Annotated in this window: 15 protein-coding genes; 5 read left to right on the top strand and 10 right to left on the bottom strand. The window is 58.5% G+C overall.

The annotated features are described in order from the left end of the window. Positions 1-23 precede the first annotated feature (23 nt). The 8 genes from BLM14_RS03295 to BLM14_RS03260 all read right to left on the bottom strand — a co-directional run bounded on the left by BLM14_RS03295 (position 24) and on the right by BLM14_RS03260 (position 7,423). Positions 24-479 (bottom strand): MaoC/PaaZ C-terminal domain-containing protein, encoded by a 456-nt coding sequence (locus BLM14_RS03295; RefSeq protein WP_099998076.1) that lies wholly within the window; start codon positions 477-479, stop codon positions 24-26. After that, positions 480-1,553 (bottom strand): Gfo/Idh/MocA family protein, encoded by a 1,074-nt coding sequence (locus BLM14_RS03290; RefSeq protein ID WP_099998075.1) that lies wholly within the window; start codon positions 1,551-1,553, stop codon positions 480-482. A gap of 13 nt (positions 1,554-1,566) precedes the next feature. Continuing rightward, the gene (locus BLM14_RS03285; protein ID WP_099998074.1) at positions 1,567-1,896 is read right to left on the bottom strand and encodes an L-rhamnose mutarotase; all 330 of its coding nucleotides are present in this window, start codon (positions 1,894-1,896) and stop codon (positions 1,567-1,569) included. Positions 1,897-1,900: 4 nt separating this feature from the next. Continuing rightward, positions 1,901-3,013, bottom strand: a complete 1,113-nt coding sequence (locus BLM14_RS03280) for a mandelate racemase/muconate lactonizing enzyme family protein (protein ID WP_099998073.1) — start codon at positions 3,011-3,013, stop codon at positions 1,901-1,903. A 2-nt stretch (positions 3,014-3,015) separates the two neighbouring features. Beyond that, positions 3,016-4,113 (bottom strand): ABC transporter ATP-binding protein, encoded by a 1,098-nt coding sequence (locus BLM14_RS03275; RefSeq protein WP_099998072.1) that lies wholly within the window; start codon positions 4,111-4,113, stop codon positions 3,016-3,018. A 7-nt stretch (positions 4,114-4,120) separates the two neighbouring features. Beyond that, positions 4,121-4,987 (bottom strand): carbohydrate ABC transporter permease, encoded by an 867-nt coding sequence (locus BLM14_RS03270; protein WP_099998071.1) that lies wholly within the window; start codon positions 4,985-4,987, stop codon positions 4,121-4,123. Continuing rightward, positions 4,988-5,884 carry a carbohydrate ABC transporter permease gene (locus BLM14_RS03265; protein ID WP_099998070.1) on the bottom strand — a complete coding sequence of 299 codons (897 nt, stop codon included), beginning with the start codon at positions 5,882-5,884 and terminating at the stop codon, positions 4,988-4,990. Between the two features lie 222 nt (positions 5,885-6,106). Then, positions 6,107-7,423: a type 2 periplasmic-binding domain-containing protein gene (locus BLM14_RS03260; RefSeq protein WP_099998069.1), complete on the bottom strand. Its 1,317-nt coding sequence runs from the start codon at positions 7,421-7,423 to the stop codon at positions 6,107-6,109. A 174-nt stretch (positions 7,424-7,597) separates the two neighbouring features. Here BLM14_RS03260 and BLM14_RS03255 point away from each other — a divergent pair, with 174 nt between their 5' ends. The 5 genes from BLM14_RS03255 (at position 7,598) to BLM14_RS03235 (ending at position 13,683) form a co-directional block, all read left to right on the top strand. After that, on the top strand, positions 7,598-8,401 hold the full coding sequence (locus tag BLM14_RS03255) for an IclR family transcriptional regulator (protein ID WP_099998068.1): 804 nt from the start codon (positions 7,598-7,600) through the stop codon (positions 8,399-8,401). A gap of 12 nt (positions 8,402-8,413) precedes the next feature. After that, a complete protein-coding gene (locus BLM14_RS03250) occupies positions 8,414-9,265 on the top strand; it encodes an amidohydrolase family protein (protein ID WP_099998067.1) in 852 nt (283 codons plus the stop codon). Positions 9,266-9,364: 99 nt separating this feature from the next. Further along, a complete protein-coding gene (locus BLM14_RS03245) occupies positions 9,365-11,200 on the top strand; it encodes a monovalent cation:proton antiporter-2 (CPA2) family protein (protein ID WP_099998066.1) in 1,836 nt (611 codons plus the stop codon). 20 nt (positions 11,201-11,220) lie between these two features. After that, positions 11,221-11,772, top strand: a complete 552-nt coding sequence (locus BLM14_RS03240; RefSeq protein ID WP_099998065.1) for a DUF924 family protein — start codon at positions 11,221-11,223, stop codon at positions 11,770-11,772. Positions 11,773-12,111: 339 nt separating this feature from the next. Further along, entirely contained in the window at positions 12,112-13,683 is a 1,572-nt protein-coding gene (locus BLM14_RS03235; protein ID WP_099998064.1) for a TerC family protein, read from the top strand. Positions 13,684-13,906: 223 nt separating this feature from the next. On the opposite strand, the gene zigA is transcribed toward BLM14_RS03235, so the two are convergent. After that, entirely contained in the window at positions 13,907-15,112 is a 1,206-nt protein-coding gene (zigA, locus tag BLM14_RS03230; protein ID WP_100001007.1) for a zinc metallochaperone GTPase ZigA, read from the bottom strand. A gap of 103 nt (positions 15,113-15,215) precedes the next feature. Further along, on the bottom strand, positions 15,216-16,151 hold the full coding sequence (locus BLM14_RS03225; RefSeq protein ID WP_099998063.1) for a metal ABC transporter solute-binding protein, Zn/Mn family: 936 nt from the start codon (positions 16,149-16,151) through the stop codon (positions 15,216-15,218). Between the last annotated feature and the right edge of the window lie 86 nt (positions 16,152-16,237).

Genomic DNA, 16,237 nt, shown 5'->3' with positions numbered 1-16,237 from the left:
CATTCGGCACTTCATCGCGCCTGTCATGCACCCTTGGACTTGCGCTCGGCAATCAAAATATGGTCGGCAGCCAATACCACTTCGTCGCGTTGATTGATCACCTCACAGCGCTCGACCACCCGGCCGCTCTCGGGACGTTTTGGATCGTCTTCCTTGGTGCTGATCGTAACCCGCGTGCGGATCGTATCGCCGATGAAAACCGGGCGCACGAAACGCAACCGGTCATAGCCATAGGAGAACGCCACAGGATTGATCAGGCTTGCCGTCAGTCCGACACCGATCGAAAAAATCATCGTGCCATGAGCGACGCGCTGACCAAACGGAGTCGTCTTGGCAAATTCCGCATCCATGTGGTGCGGAAAGAAATCGCCAGTATGGCCAGCGTGGACCACGAAATCCGTTTCGGTGATCGTTCGTCCGGTCGTGACGCGCACATGGCCGAGTTCATAGTCCTCGAAATAGATCGCTTTCTCAGACATTCAGGCCTCCGGCTTCTGCGCGAGTGGCGTTGCCGGCGCCGCGCTGGATTGATAGGCCGCCTCGACCAGCGCCATGGTGTGCCAGCCATCCTCGACCGAACTCACCAGGTCCTTGTCTTCGCCGCTGGCGAAGCGCTGCAGATTGGCCATGCGCCCGACAAAGGCATCGGGGAACCACGCGCCCTTCAGCGGGACATTGACCCAGTTGGAGCCACCCTTCGGATAGATCATCAATTCGTCCGGCTCGCCGCGCGGATAGTCCAGATTGACGCCGAGCTTCACATAGGCCGCGCCTTCCGTGCCGCTGACGCGGAACTCACAGGCCTGGAACCTGCGGCCGAACTTGTGATCGTGATTGATCGACAGCGAACAGCGTACCCTATTCCCATAATCGAGGATCGCGCTGGTCCTCGTCTGCGCCACCTCATGATTGGGATGACCCAGTGTCTTGGCGTGCACGCCCAGCGGGTTGCCGAGCATCTGCCGTATCAGGTCAATATAATGGATCGAGTGCATGGCAATCTCGACACGCGGCAGGCCGTTCAAGAACGGCCAGAGCGACCATGGCGTATCCAGCGCCAGCCAGGTATCGAAATCGACAACCTCGCCGAGCCAGCCTTGCGCTATCGCATCCTTCAGCGCCAGCATCAGCGGTGCGAAGCGCAACTGGAAATTGACCGCCGCAGTGATATTGCGCTCCCGGCAAATGCGCAGGATTTCCGACGCTTGTCCAAGATCGCTGCCCATCGGCTTCTGGATCAGTGCAAACGAACCTTCGGGCAGGACCTTCAGGATATCGGCATGACGTGCAGGCGGCGTGGCAAGATCAAAAATCGCATTCTCTACCGCCGCGGCCTCGGCAACTGAAGCATAGGCTGTAACGCCCCACGCTTCAGTCAGTTTCCGCGCCTTGGCCTCATCCGGATCGAACAGTCCGGCAATCGGAAAGCCGCCCTTCTTGTAGGCTGGATAATGTGCATCGCCGACAATGCTGCCCGCGCCGAAGGTCACGATCGGTCGTGGTTTCGCCGGCAAGGGCCAGCTCTGTTGCAGGGATGCGGGATCAAAACTCATCGAATGTTCCTCATCAGTCGAGATGGAAGACTTCTTCCATCATCGCCCACCACTCACCTGCCGCGCGCGTTTCCAGCGGCACCTGGCAGGGCATGCAAACGGCCCACCATTCCTTGTTCTTCGGATTGGCGGCCATCTTCGCCATATCGGCCTCGAAGTCCGTCCCGTGATATTCCCATGTACCGAACAGGATGTTTTCCGGCTCACGCAGGAAGATCGTGTAGTTGCGGATATTGCAGCTCGATATCAGTTCGAGAATTTCCGGCCAGACGGCGGCATGCAGGCGCTTGTATTCCGCAACCTTCTCGCCGTTCAGCCCGATCATCATGCCCATGCGTTGCATCGCGTCAGCTCCTGATCTCGGTCGTAAATTCGCCCACACTTCGCGCCTTCACGGCATCCCAGTCCCAGTCAATACCGATACCCGGCTCACTCGGAGCAATCGCATAGCCATTCTCGATGCGCATCTGCGTGTGGGTCAGGTCATCGAGCTGCGGAATATATTCGACATATTTGCCGTTCTGCACCGCGCAGGCGAGACTCACATGCAGTTCCATCAGGAAATGCGGGCAGACGGGAATGTCGAAGGTCTCGGCCGTGTGCGCAACCTTCAGCCATGGCGTGATGCCGCCGATGCGGCCGACATCCACCTGCACGATAGAACAGGCACGCTTTTGCATATATTCGCGGAAATGCCGGATCGAATAGAGCGACTCGCCAATGGCCACCGGTGTTTGCGTTGCCGCCGACAGACGCACATGCCCATCGATATCGTCTGCAGGCAGCGGCTCTTCCAGCCAGGCGAGATCGACATCGCGAAGCACCTGCGAGCGGCGGATGGCCTCGTCCAGCGTAAAGCCCTGATTGGCATCGGTCATGATCTCGAATCCCGAGCCGACCGCCGCGCGCACCGCCGACAAGCGGTCCAGATCCTCGGAACCGTGCGGCCGACCGATCTTGACCTTGGCACCTTTGAAGCCCTTGGCCTGCGCTTGCAGGGCATCATCGACCAGCGCCTGCTTTTCAATGTGCAGCCAACCGCCTTCGGTCGTGTAGAGAGGGCAGCGATCCTTCGCCCCACCCGCCAGTTTCCATAGTGGCAGGCTCTGCTTCCTGGCACGCAAATCCCACAGCGCCGTATCGACTGCGGCGAGCGCAATCGCGGTGATCGCGCCAATCGTCGTCGCGTGGGTGGCAAATTCAAGGTCGCGCCAGATCGCCTCGATCTGGTCAGCATCCTTGCCGAGCAGGCGGGGAGCGAGGTGGTCGGAGAGCAGGCGCATCACCGAGGAACCGCCGGTACCGATCGTATAGCTGTACCCGGTTCCGACCGCACCATCGCTGTCAGTGATGGTAACGATCGGCGTCTCCTGGCTGACAAAGCTCTGGATCGCATCGGTCCGCAGCACTTTCGGTGGCAGATCCACCATGCGCAACTCAACTCGTTCGATTTTGGCCATGATCAGCTCCGCAAGGTTTTGCCGGTTTCCGGCGAGAACAGATGCGCCTGGGACAGGTCGAAACTGAATTTTACCATCTCTCCGGCACTCAAGGGACGCGGATTGAGCATGCGTGACACCCATTCGCGCTGCGCCATGGTTATAAAGAGCAAAGTCTCGTTGCCCAGTGGCTCGGTGATCGAGACCGGCAATTCCATCTCATGCACGTCGGTGGCTTCGCCGGAATTCAGGCCGTGACCCGTCGGGTAGATATCGTCGGGACGCAGACCAAAGATCACCTTGTCACCCGCTGCAACCTTGCTGCGGAATTCAATCGGCAGCGGCAGGCCCTGGCCACCAGCGAAGACCAGCCTGCCATCGGCAACCGTCGCCTCGTTGAGGTTCATCGGCGGCGAGCCGATGAACCCGGCGACGAAGCGCGTGGCCGGACGCTTGAACACTTCCTCCGGCGTACCGACCTGCTCGATATAACCATCGCGCATGATGACGATGCGGTCGGACAGCGTCATCGCCTCCACCTGATCGTGCGTCACATAGATCATCGTCGACTGCACCTTGGCGTGCAGGCGCTTGATCTCCGTGCGGACCTGCGTGCGCAATTTGGCGTCGAGGTTGGAGAGCGGTTCGTCGAACAAGAACACGTCCGGCTTGCGCACGATCGCACGGCCCATTGCTACGCGCTGGCGCTGGCCGCCGGAGAGCTGGGAGGGGCGCCGGTCCATATATTTGTCCAGATCGAGGATTGCTGCGGCTTCGTTCACCCGCGTGTCGATTTCGCTCTGAGCGACTTTGCCGATCTTCAGCGAAAAGCCCATGTTCTCACGCACGGTCATGTGCGGGTAGAGCGCGTAGGACTGGAACACCATCGAGATATTGCGGGCGCGTGGCGGCAGGTCATTGACTGGTTTGCCACCTATTTCCACCACACCGCCACTGATGTCCTCAAGGCCGGCAATCATGCGCAGCGTCGTCGATTTTCCGCAGCCGGACGGGCCGACCAGCGCGATAAATTCGCGATCCTTGACCTCCAGGTCGATGCCGTGGACGACATCGACATTGCCATAACTCTTGACCAGCTTTTTCAATGTAACAGGGGCCATGACGAGCTTAACCTTTCACCGCGCCGAACGTCAGTCCGGACACGAGATGCTTCTGGATGATGAAAGTGAGTGTGAGCGCCGGAATGATCATGACCACTGCGAGCGCACACATGCCGCGCCAGTCGATGGTGAATTCCGACGTGTAGTCGAGAAGGCCAACCGGCAGCGTCTTCGAATTCACCGAACGCGTGATCTGCGATGCCAGCGCATATTCGTTCCACGAGGTGAGGAACGCGAAGATGCCCGCCGACGCGATGCCCGGTCCGGCCAGCGGAAACTCCACCTGCCAGAACGCCTGCCAGCGCGTGCAGCCATCGATCTGCGCCGCTTCCGCCAGATCCTTCGGCACTTGGCGGAAGAAGCCGTCGATCAGCCAGATCGTGAATGGCACGTTCAGCGCTACATAAATCAGGATCATCGCGAAATGCGTGTCTATGATGCCGACGCGGGCGAAGATCATGAACAGCGGCAGCGACAATGCGATGCCGGGAACAGCGCGTGTCAGCATGAAGCCGAGGAAGATGCCCGACTTGCCCTTGAACTTGTAGCGCGCGAACGCATAGCCTCCGGCCATGCCGATGATGAGGGCGATGGCCGTCGAGGTGACAGAGATGATCAGGGAATTGCGGAAATATTCCCAGACCGGGATGCCGCCCTGCCCGGCGCCGCCAAACATGGCACGGTAGGCATCGAGCGAGACGTCTTGCGGTATCCATACCGGTGGCTTCGCCATGATCTCGACTGTCGGCCGGAGTGAGCTCAGGACAATCCACAAGCCCGGCAGGCAGATGATCAGCATCGCCAGGAATAGGCCGACAAGATGCAGGACTTTCAGGCCGCGGCGTTTGAGGCGGTGAGAGCTGTTCTGGTCCATCTACCACTCCGCTCCGATTTGCTGGCGGGCGGCCGCAAGCTTTCTGAAGAAATATACGGTGAACAGGATCGACAGCAGGATCGAGATATAGGCCATCGCGTTGGCAAGACCCATTCGCGCGTCGCTATAGGCCGTGCGTCCGACCAGCGTCCACAGCAGTTCGGTACGCTTGGCCGGCCCGCCATCGGTCATGATCTTCACAATGTCATAGGCGCGCGCCACGTCGAGCGAGCGGATCGTCATGGCGATGAAGGCGAATGGCATCAGATAGGGCCATGTGACGTAGCGGAATGTCTGCCACGGTGTGCAGCCATCGACGCGCGCTGCTTCCACCGGCTCCTGCGGCATGGCAAGCAGCCCGGCAAGGATGAGAATGGCGAAGACCGCGGTCGACGACCAGACCTCGGCGACGATGATCGAGAACAGCGCCAGATTCCCGTCAATCAGCCAGGGTATGGCATTCGTCGTCAGCCCCAGCGACTGCAGCGCATTGTTGACGAAGCCGATATTGTCGTTGAACAGGAACTTGAACTGGAAGCCGACGAGCACCGGCGAGAACATCATCGGGAACATCATCAGCGTGCGCAGAATGCGCTGGCCGCGCGTCGCCTTGTTGACCAGCATGGCGAGCCCGAGACCGAGGAACATTTCGGCATTGAGTGCGATGGTCAAGAGCAATAGGGTCCGGCCGAAGGCGGTCCAGAATTCCAGATTGGTCAGCACGCTTACATAGTTGCGAAAACCGATGAAGATCCAGATCGACTCAGGCTTGGTCAACCGGAACGGCGTGAAGCTCGAATAGAGCGAGAACAGCAGCGGTAGCACGATGACCGCGGCAAGAACGATAATGGCAGGCAGCAGCAGGAGCGTCGGCGCTGATAGTTTGGGAAATTTCATCTGAAATATTGGCCTTCTGGTTGGCGGTGAATGGTTTCCAGCCACCCCCCCTGTCCTGCCGGACATCTCCCCAAGGGGGTGATCAAATTGACAATTCACACGCTGCAACCATTCGAACAATTGCGATTGGTACTAACAGCCCTGCAGACTGATCTCCCCCTTGTGGGGGAGATGTGCGGCAGGACAGAGGGGGGGTGAAGTCGATCACCTCCCCAAGCGCAATCAGAGCTTGCCTGCATCCTGAAGGATCTCGGTCGCCTTTTTGGCGGCGGTGTCGAGCGCTTCCTTCGACGTCTTGTCGCCAAGGATAGCAGCCTGAAGTTCCGGATAGACCGCGTTGGAAATTTCGATCCACTCGGCAAGCGGCGGAACCGGGAATGCGTTCTTGGCTTCTTCCTGGAAGGCATTCAGGACTTCGGTCTTGTACGGATCACCCTTCGCCTGCTCGATGTCCCAGGCCCATACTGCGGTGCGAGTCGGCAATGGCCCTGCCTTGGCTTCAAGCTTCTGGCTGTCTTCATTGGTCAGCCACCAGACGAGCGAGGCCGCCGCTTCCTTGTTGGCGCAGGATTCGGTCACCGAGAACCCATGATGGCCGGACCAGCCCGTACGCTTGCCGGAGGAACCGGCGGGCGCAACCTTGACGCCGACATTGCCGGCAACCTTGGACGACTTCGGATCATTGAAGAAGCTCGCCCAGCCCGGCCAGTCGAGATTGATGGCGATGGAGCCTGACGCAAAGCCCTGGCCAAGATCATCCCAGAGGTAATTGGTCGTGCCAGCCGGAACGGCTTTCGCCTTGTAGAGGTTGACGAACCAGTCGAGCGCCTTGATACCGGCTTCCGAATTGAACGCAGGCTTGCCCTCGGCGTCGATATACTCGCCGCCTTCTGCAATCACCATTTCATAGAATCGGCCGTTGATCGCCTCTTCCTTGCCAGCAAACTGCGTGCCGTAGAAATCAGGAGCCTTGGTGAAGAACAGCGCCTGGTCGGCGACCTGCTGCCAGGTGTCCGGCGGGGTCAGGTCGTAGCCGTACTTCTCCTTGAAAGCTTTCTTGTTGCCTTCATCCTCATAAAGGCTCTTCTGGTAATAAAGCGCCGAAACGTCGAACTGCGCGCGCGGCAGCATCACCAGCTTGCCGTCCAGCGTCGATGACTTGATGTTCGAAGGCACGAACGCAGCAATTTCTTCGGCCGGTATAAGTTTGTTCAGGTCGGTGTAGATGCCCGGATATTGCGGCGCGAACGACGAGTGATTCGAACCGACACACCAGTTCAGGCTGCCCGAGGCGATGTCCGACTTGATCTCCTTGTCGAGCTCAAAGTGATTCTTCTTCGACAGGATGTTGACCTTGGCGCCGGTCAGCTTTTCCCATTCGCCGATACGCTCATACAGCGGCTCGTACTGCTGGCCGCCGATGAGCTTGGCGTCAATCGTCACGCCCTCGAATTTTCCCGGCAGATCTGCAGCAAAGACAGCTTGCGCGCTGAAAATTGCAATAACGCCAGCTGAAACACTGGCCAACAGGTTGTTCATCGGTTCCCTCCCAAAAAACGAGCGGCCGCTCCCCGGCTCTCGCAACTTTCTAACACCCACATATGAGCGCTTCATTCATATACAAACATTAATGCGCTTGACCGTCAAGCAAGGAAACTGCTTTCCTACGAATATGGTCTTCGTATATGCATACGACGTAAGGGGAGACTTCATATGTCAGAAGAAGACGATAGCGACCGGTATCGCGCGCCGGCGCTCGACAAAGGGCTTGATATTCTGGAACTTCTTTCAGGTATCGATGGCGGTCTGACCCAGGCTGAAATCGCCAAGTTTCTCGGACGCAGTCCCAATGAATTCTACCGCATGCTCGACCGTCTGGTACGCCGCGGTTATGTCACACGGCTTGAAGGCGACCGCTATTCGTTGACACTGAAACTGTTCGGGCTCGCCCAACTGCATGCGCCGGTCCGGCGCCTCGCCTCCTATGCCACGCCGCTGATGCGCGAACTCGCGGTTACATCCAAACAGGCCAATCAGCTCACCGTCTTTGATCGCGGCGCGGCAGTTGTCATCGCGCAGCAGGAAGCGCCCGATTACTGGGGCATTTCAATCCGGGTGGGATCTCATATCAGCCTTTTCAACACCGGTTCCGGCCATGTCCTGCTGGCTTTCCGTTCCGATGAGGAGCGGGCCCTGATGATTGCAGAATCCGAAAAACGTGCCGAAGACATGGCGGAGCCACCGGATTTCAGCGAACGGCTCAACCAGATTAGGGCGCGCGGCTACGAGATCATGCCCAGCGCGCAAACGGCAGGCGTGTTCAACGTTTCCGCGCCGGTGCTTGGTCCTGATGGACGCGCGATCGCCGCACTGACCTGTCCCTATATCCAGTTGCTCAACTTTCCCGATGCACCGGGCGTCGACGATGCACGAAAAATGCTGGTCGCAACGGCGCAGAAGCTTTCGGAACTCGCCGGCGCCGACGTGATCCATTCTTCCGTGCAACGCCAGGCCTGAGAGGATCGAACCATGCCCGCTTTCGAGTTGATCGACACGCATCTTCACCTGATCGACCAGTCGGCCCTGTCCTATCCCTGGCTGTCAGGTGTCGAGGCATTGAACCGCGATTTTCGCTACGAGGAATATGCGCTTCAGGCCCATCGCGTCGGGATCACCCAGGCCCTTCATATGGAAGTTGATGTCGCGCCTTCCGATATCGAATCGGAATCGGCCTACATTGGCAGCCTTGCCAAACGCGAAGGCAGCCTGATTGCCGGTGCGATCTCTTCCAGCAGGCCGGAAGAGGACGGCTTTGCGGCATTCCTCGAGCGACAGAAAACCAATCCGCTGGTGAAGGGATTTCGACGCGTGCTCCATGTCATGCCCGACGATCTGTCGGAAGGCACCCTGTTCCGCCAGAACATCAAGCGGCTTGCCGGTACAGGCCTCACCTTCGATCTTTGCGTGCTGCCACGGCAGATCGACAAGGCCACCGCGCTTGTCGATCTTGCGCCCGGTGTCCAGTTCATCCTTGATCATTGCGGCGTTCCGGACATCAAGGGCGACGGCCTGAACGAGTGGCGCGGCAAGATCACCGATATTGCCAAACGCCCCAACGTCACCGCCAAGATCTCCGGCGTCGTCGCCTACGCGGATGCGGACACGTGGCGGATCGAAACACTTAAACCTTATGTCCATCATGTCATCGACAGTTTCGGCTGGGACCGCCTCGTCTGGGGCAGCGACTGGCCGGTTTGCACGCTCGGTGGCGGCCTCGCCACCTGGGTTGCCGCAACCCATGCGTTGTTGTCCGGCTGCAGCGACAGCGAGAAGTCCAGGCTATTTTCAGGCAATGCCCGACGGATCTGGCATCTGGCGTAATCGCAGCAAACGCCTGCCGCAGGTCTGAATAGGCTTGCCTGCTGCACCCTCTCGCTTTACCTCTGACATTCAACGTCGAGCGAATGCAGAGGAGTGACAATGGCAGCGGAAATGCACGGACCTGATCTTTTAAGCGTTGTCGTGCTTCTTGGTGCCGGTGTTGTCGCCGTGCCTCTCTTCAAACGACTGGGGCTGGGATCCGTTCTTGGCTATCTTGCCGCCGGTCTCGTCATCGGCCCGTTCGGCCTCAAATTCTTCTCTGACCCCCAGACCATCCTGCATGTGGCGGAGCTTGGTGTGGTCATGTTCCTGTTCCTCATAGGCCTAGAGATGCAGCCGTCCCGGCTCTGGAGCCTGCGTAAGGACATTTTCGGCCTTGGTGCCCTCCAGGTCGGTCTGTGTGCGGTGCTTCTGACCGGCGTCGGCATCGCAACTGGTTTTCCCATTTCCCAGTCCTTCGTCGCCGGAGCCGGCTTCGTGCTCACCTCGACCGCGATCGTCATGCAATTGCTGGAGGAGCGAGGCGAAATCGCCACGCCGCAAGGCCAGCGCATGGTGTCGATCCTGCTGTTCGAAGATCTCGCCATCGTGCCACTGCTGGCGCTCGTTGCCTTCCTCGCACCAATGAGCACGACTGCAACCGGCGGCCTGCTCTGGTTGGATATGGGAATCGGCATCGGCGCCATTGTCGGTCTCGTCCTGGCAGGAAAGTACCTCCTCAATCCGCTGTTCGGATTTCTCGCCCAGTCCCGCGCCCGCGAAGTCATGACTGCCGCCGCCCTCCTCGTCGTGCTGGGTGCTGCGCTTATCATGCAGGTCAGCGGCCTCTCCATGGCCATGGGCGCATTCCTCGCCGGCGTACTGCTGTCGGAATCGACCTTTCGCCACCAGCTCGAAGCGGACGTCGAACCATTCCGCGGCATCCTGCTTGGCCTGTTCTTTCTTGCCGTCGGCATGTCGCTGGACCTCAGCGTTGTCGCCGCTAACTGGCAGACCGTGCTCTTCTATGTCCTGGCCTTCAAACTCGTCAAAGGCGCCGGGATCTATATCGTTGCGCGGCTGCTCAAATCGTCCAATCGCGAAGCCCTGGAGCGCGCGGTCATCATGGCGCAAGGCGGTGAATTTGCCTTCGTGCTCTATTCGACCGCTACGGCGGTCGGCATTCTCGACGGTCAGGCCAATGCGATCCTGACCGCTATCATCATCTTCTCCATGGTGCTGACGCCACTTTTCATCGTCGCCCTGCGCATTCTTCTGCCGAAGGAGAAACAGGTACTGGACGATGTCGATGTAGCCGAGGGACTGTCCGGAAATGTCCTGATCATCGGTTTCGGCCGCTTTGGTCAGATCTCCAGCCAGCCACTGCTGCTGCGCGGCGTGGATATCTCCATCATCGACAATGATATCGAGATGATTCAGGCGGCGGCGCAATTCGGCTTCAAGGTCTATTATGGCGACGGCACCCGGCTCGACATTCTCCATGCGGCGGGCGCGGGCCGCGCGCAGGCTGTGCTCATCTGCGTCGACAAGTCCGAAACCATTCTTGCCATTGCCAATCTGGTCAAGGCCGAATTTCCGCTCGTGCAGATCTATGCGCGCGCCTACGATCGCGGCACGACCATCGAACTGATCAAGATCGGTGTCGAATACCAGATGCGCGAGACATTCGAATCGGCAGTGATCTTCGGCCAAAACACCTTGATCGGCCTCGGCGTAGACCCGCAGGAAGCGGCCGATATTGCCGCAGATGTGCGCCGTCGCGACGCCGAACGCCTTGACCTGCAACTTGCCAGTGATATTTACGCAGGCGGCGACCTGATGAAGGGCAATGCGCCGGTTCCAGGCCCGTTGATCAAACCGCGCCAGACTGGCCGCGCCCTCAACGAGGAAACCGCCAGCGTTTTGCCTTCGGCGCAAGGTGCAGATGCAAACTGACCGAACGGGGAGCGCAGCATATGGCTGACAACGACACATCGACCATTGCCGGGATTGTCGATTTCTGGCGCGAAGCCGGTGAAGACAAATGGTTCGTGAAAGATGAAACGTTCGACGAGATATGCCGCCAGCGCTTTCTCGACGATCATTTTGCTGCCGCGCGCCGCGAATATGAACACTGGCTGGAAACGCCTGAAGGTACGCTGGCGCTGATGATCCTGCTCGACCAGTTTCCGCGCAATTTCTTTCGCGGCACCGGTCACATGTACGCAACGGACTCACTTGCACGGCTTTACGCCAGCCGGGCACTGGAAAAGGGCCATGATCTGTCGTTCGAGCCGCAACTGCGCGCTTTCTTCTATATGCCGTTCATGCATTCGGAAGATGTGGATGACCAGCGGCGCTCCGTCGAACTTTGCCGCGAGGGGGCACCGGCCAACCTCGAATACGCCGACGATCACTATGACATCGTCCGCCGTTTTGGCCGTTTTCCCCATCGCAACACCATTCTCGGACGCTCGACAACCGAGGAAGAACAAGCCTTTCTCGATGCCGGTGGTTTTGCCGGATAAGGCAGCATTGATTGTCGCGCCGCCTTTCTTGCGCGTGCCTCTTGAACAGCATCCCTCAGACTGCCATTATAAGCCCATCTGGCAGCACGAAATTTCACAATGACAGCCAGTCAAACAGGGACTGACCGCGCATCGATGCCGGACGATCAATCTGAAGAGCCTCCAAGTCCGGACTTGCGAAGCATGCTGACCCTGCATACGCAGCGTCAGCAACCAATCCCCCTATTTCCCGTTTCACCATTTGCCTGCGCCACGGGCGGATTTGCGCTGCATATTGCAAGCGCTGCCGACTGCGAAGCCGTACGCTGATCATTTTCATTATAAGGACCTGACTTCCCAATGGACTGGACACTGGACTGGATTGCCGACCCCAATGCCTGGATTGGTCTCGCCACGCTTGTCGTGCTTGAGATCGTGCTTGGCATCGACAATCTCGTTTTCATCGCGATCCTCGCCGACAAGCTGCCGCCGCACCAGCGTAACCGCGCGCGTCTCGTCGGCCTCTCGCTGGCGTTGGTCATGCGCCTCCTGCTGCTTGCCTCGATTTCGTGGGTGGTGAGGCTCACGACGCCGCTCTTCAACGTCGCCGGTCTCGATTTCGCCGGGCGCGACATTATCCTCATTCTCGGCGGCGTCTTTCTCCTGTTCAAGGGCACGATGGAACTGCACGAGCGGCTCGAAGGCCATCTTTCCGCCAAGGAAAGCAATGTCGCACATGCCGTGTTCTGGCAGGTCATCGCCCAGATCGTCGTGCTTGACGCCGTCTTCTCGCTCGACAGCGTCATCACCGCCGTCGGCATGGTGAAATATCTCGAGGTCATGATGATCGCCGTGGTGATTGCCGTCGGTGTCATGATGCTGGCGTCTAAACCCTTGATGACCTTCGTCAACAAGCACCCGACGGTTGTCATTCTCTGCCTTGGCTTCCTGATGATGATCGGTTTCAGCCTGATCGTCGAAGGTTTCGGTTTCCACATTCCGAAGGGCTACCTCTACGCAGCCATCGGTTTCTCGGTGCTCGTCGAAGCGGCCAATCAGGTCGGGCGGCATAATCGCGAGAAGCGCATCACCACGATGGACCTGCGCGATCGCACGGCAGGTGCGGTTCTGCGGCTTCTCGGTGGCGGGCGCGGCGATCCACCCCATTCCGACACGTTCGATGTGATCGCCGAACAGAGTGCGGCGGGGGAGGTTTTCCATCCGGAGGAAAAGGAAATGATTCGCGGTGTACTCGATCTGGTGGAACGCCCCGTGCGCTCGATCATGTCACCGCGCAACGAGGTGGAATGGCTCGATCTGGACGAGACCAATGAGGAGCTGCTCGCCGAGATTCGCACGCTCAACCACAGTCGCGTCGTGCTGGCGCGCGGACGCGTCGATGAATTCGTCGGTGTCGCGCTCACCAAGGACCTGCTGTTCGCTATCCTCGATGGCGGCAAGATCGACTGGGACAAGGTCACCCGCCAGCCGCTGATCCTGCATGAGAACGCCAATGTCCTGCGTGTGATGGAGCAGCTGCGTGGCTCCTCGGTGCAGATGGGCGTTGTCCTCGACGAGCACGGCTCGTTCGAAGGCGTCGTCACGCCGACGGACGTTCTTGAAGCAATTGCCGGCGACTTCCCCGAGGAGGGCGAGGAAAGCCCCATTCTCGAACGCTCGGAAGACGGGAGCATGGTGGTCGACGCCTATATCGACATCCGCCGCCTTGGCGGCCTGATCGAACGCGATCTTGTCGATGAGGGCGACCGCTATACGACGCTCGCCGGCTATATCCTGTGGAACCTCGGCCATATCCCGGCCGAAGGTGAAAAGCTGACCGTCGACGATCTCGAATACGAGATTGTCGAGATGGATGGCCGCAATATCGGCAAGGTGCGCATCTCGCCGACACAAACGGCTGCGTTTATTTGAGCGGCAGCTTATCTCCCCCCTTGTGGGGGAGAAAGCGATTTCAGCATCTTAGCGTCAGCTAAGTGCTAGAAATCGCAAGAGAGGGGATATGCAACTCGTTCCAAATCCCCTCTCTTGGATTTTCTAAGGATTTGGCAAGGAGGCCAAATCCAAGAAAATCTGTTCTCTCCCACAAGGGGAGAGAACGTCGACTTCTGCGTCAGCCCATTATGGAATTGCCCCCTCAAGCCGCCTGCCGCGCCCAGCTCGGGAATGGATCCAGCAGTGCCTCCCATTTGTGCGGCGTGAATTCCTTGGCATCCACCAGACACGCATCAAGTTCAGCCCTGAGTTCAGCTTCGTTCATCGGATCGACACCAATGAAGACAAGCTCCTGTCGCCGGTCGCCCCAGACCGGATCGAGATAGGGCTGCATCGCTTCGCGCCATTCCGCATGGTCGGGCCAGCGGCTTTTCGAAATTGACGCCCACCAGAGGCCGCGCTTTTCGGTCCTGACCAAAGCTCCGGCCTGGCTGAGCTCGCCCACATGGTCCGGCCGCGTCGCCAGCCAGAAAAACCCCTTGGCGCGCACTACACCAGTCCAGTTGCTATTGATAAAGTCCTGGAACTTCCGCGGGTCGAATGGCCGCCGCTCGCGATAGACGAAGGAACGCACCCCGTATTCTTCGGTCTCCGGCACATGATCGGCAAAGCCGTTCAGCTCCTTGTACCAAAGGGGATGTTCCTGCGCCTTGTCGAAATCGAACAGGCCGGTATCCAGAACCTCCTCCAGTGCAACCTTGGCGAAGTCTGTTTCGATCACCTTCGCATCGGGATTGAGCGCGCGGATGATCTTGCGCGCCAGATCCCGATCATAAAGCGATGCTGCGGATATCTTGTTGAGGACGATCACATTCGCGAACTCAATCTGATCGACCAGAAGATCGACGAGCGTGCGATCATCCGCATCACCCAGCGACTCGCCTCGATCCTTGAGGAAATCGCTCGACGCGTAATCGTTCAGGAGGTTGGCCGCATCGACGACTGTCACCATCGTGTCGAGCCGCGATACATCGGATAGGCTGCGGCCATTCTCGTCACGAAAATCGAAGGTGGAAGCGACCGGCAAGGGCTCGGAAATGCCTGTCGATTCAATCAGCAGATGATCGAACCTTCCCTGCTCCGCCAGCGAACGAACCTCTTTCAGGAGATCGTCGCGCAATGTGCAGCAAATACAGCCATTGGTCATTTCCACGAGCTGTTCGTCGGTGCGCGAGAGATTGGCGCCGCCGTCCCGGATGAGCGCCGCGTCGATATTGACCTCGCTCATGTCGTTGACGATGACAGCAACGCGGCGGCCTTCGCGATTATTGAGAATATGATTGAGAAGCGTGGTCTTGCCCGCTCCCAGAAAGCCAGAAAGAACGGTGACCGGCAGGCGACTGGCTATGGCTTTGTTTTGCATGATGAGTAGCTTTCATATGTAATAACATTACACTTTGGCGGGTGAAAAAAGCGGAGTCATCGCTCCGCTTTTCTGAAATCCTATGCGATCAGCCGCCGAGAATGGCTTTTTTGAACGTATCGATATTGTGATGCATCATGTCGATATAGGTGCTGGCGCCCTCTTCCGGCGTTGAAAGAGCATCGGAGAACAGCGTGCCGCCAACATTCAGCTTCGTCTCGCTGGCAATCTGTTCGATCAGGCGCGGGTTGGTGATGTTTTCGACAAAGATCGCCGAAGCCTTGTCTTCCTTGATCTGCTTGATCAGAGCAACGATATCGGCGGCCGACGCTTCGGAATCGGTCGAGATACCTTCGGGGGCAAGAAACTTCAGGCCGTATTCATGCTGGAAATAGCCGAAGGCATCATGCGACGTAATGATCAGGCGCTTTGATTCGGGGATCGAAGCGATAGCTGCCTTCACCTCGGCCTCCGTCGCATCAAGCTTCGCTGTGTAGGCAGCTCCGTTCGTCTTGTAGGTATCGCAATTTGCCACATCCGCCGTGCAGAACGCATCGACGATATTCCTGACGTAGATTTTCGCATTGTGGATCGACTGGAAGGCGTGCGGATCATAGGCGCCATGTTCTTCCTTTTCCGCCCCTGCGGCTCCATGGTCATGATCCTCTTCGGCACTCTTGATCGGCTCGACACCCTTGGACAGCTCGACGATGGGAGCCTTGGTGGCGCTAGCCTCGACAAGCCTTGGCAGGAAGCCCTCGAAGTGCAGCCCATTGACCAGGACCACATCGGCTACAGCAACCGCCGCGGCATCGGCAGGTTTCGGCTCATAAACGTGCGCATCTCCATTCGGACCAACCAGCGTTGTCAGCGAAATCTTGTCGCCGCCGACGTTTTTGGCAAAGTCCGAAATGACGGTGAAGCTCGATACGACTTTCAGACCTTCCGCCGAGGCCGCAGAAAATCCGGCACCAAGTAATAGTATAACATTCAATGCCGTGGCGAGTTTAAGAGCCTTGATCATGGTCTTTTCCTTTAGTTTAGAGGATATGTCCGGATTTAAATCAGGACGAGCCGAAAATGGTGCTTTTCGAGACCCGGAGCGCCGTG

Source organism: Phyllobacterium zundukense, from assembly GCF_002764115.1.
GTDB lineage: Bacteria > Pseudomonadota > Alphaproteobacteria > Rhizobiales > Rhizobiaceae > Phyllobacterium > Phyllobacterium zundukense.
This window is presented reverse-complemented; position numbering and strand designations above follow the sequence as displayed.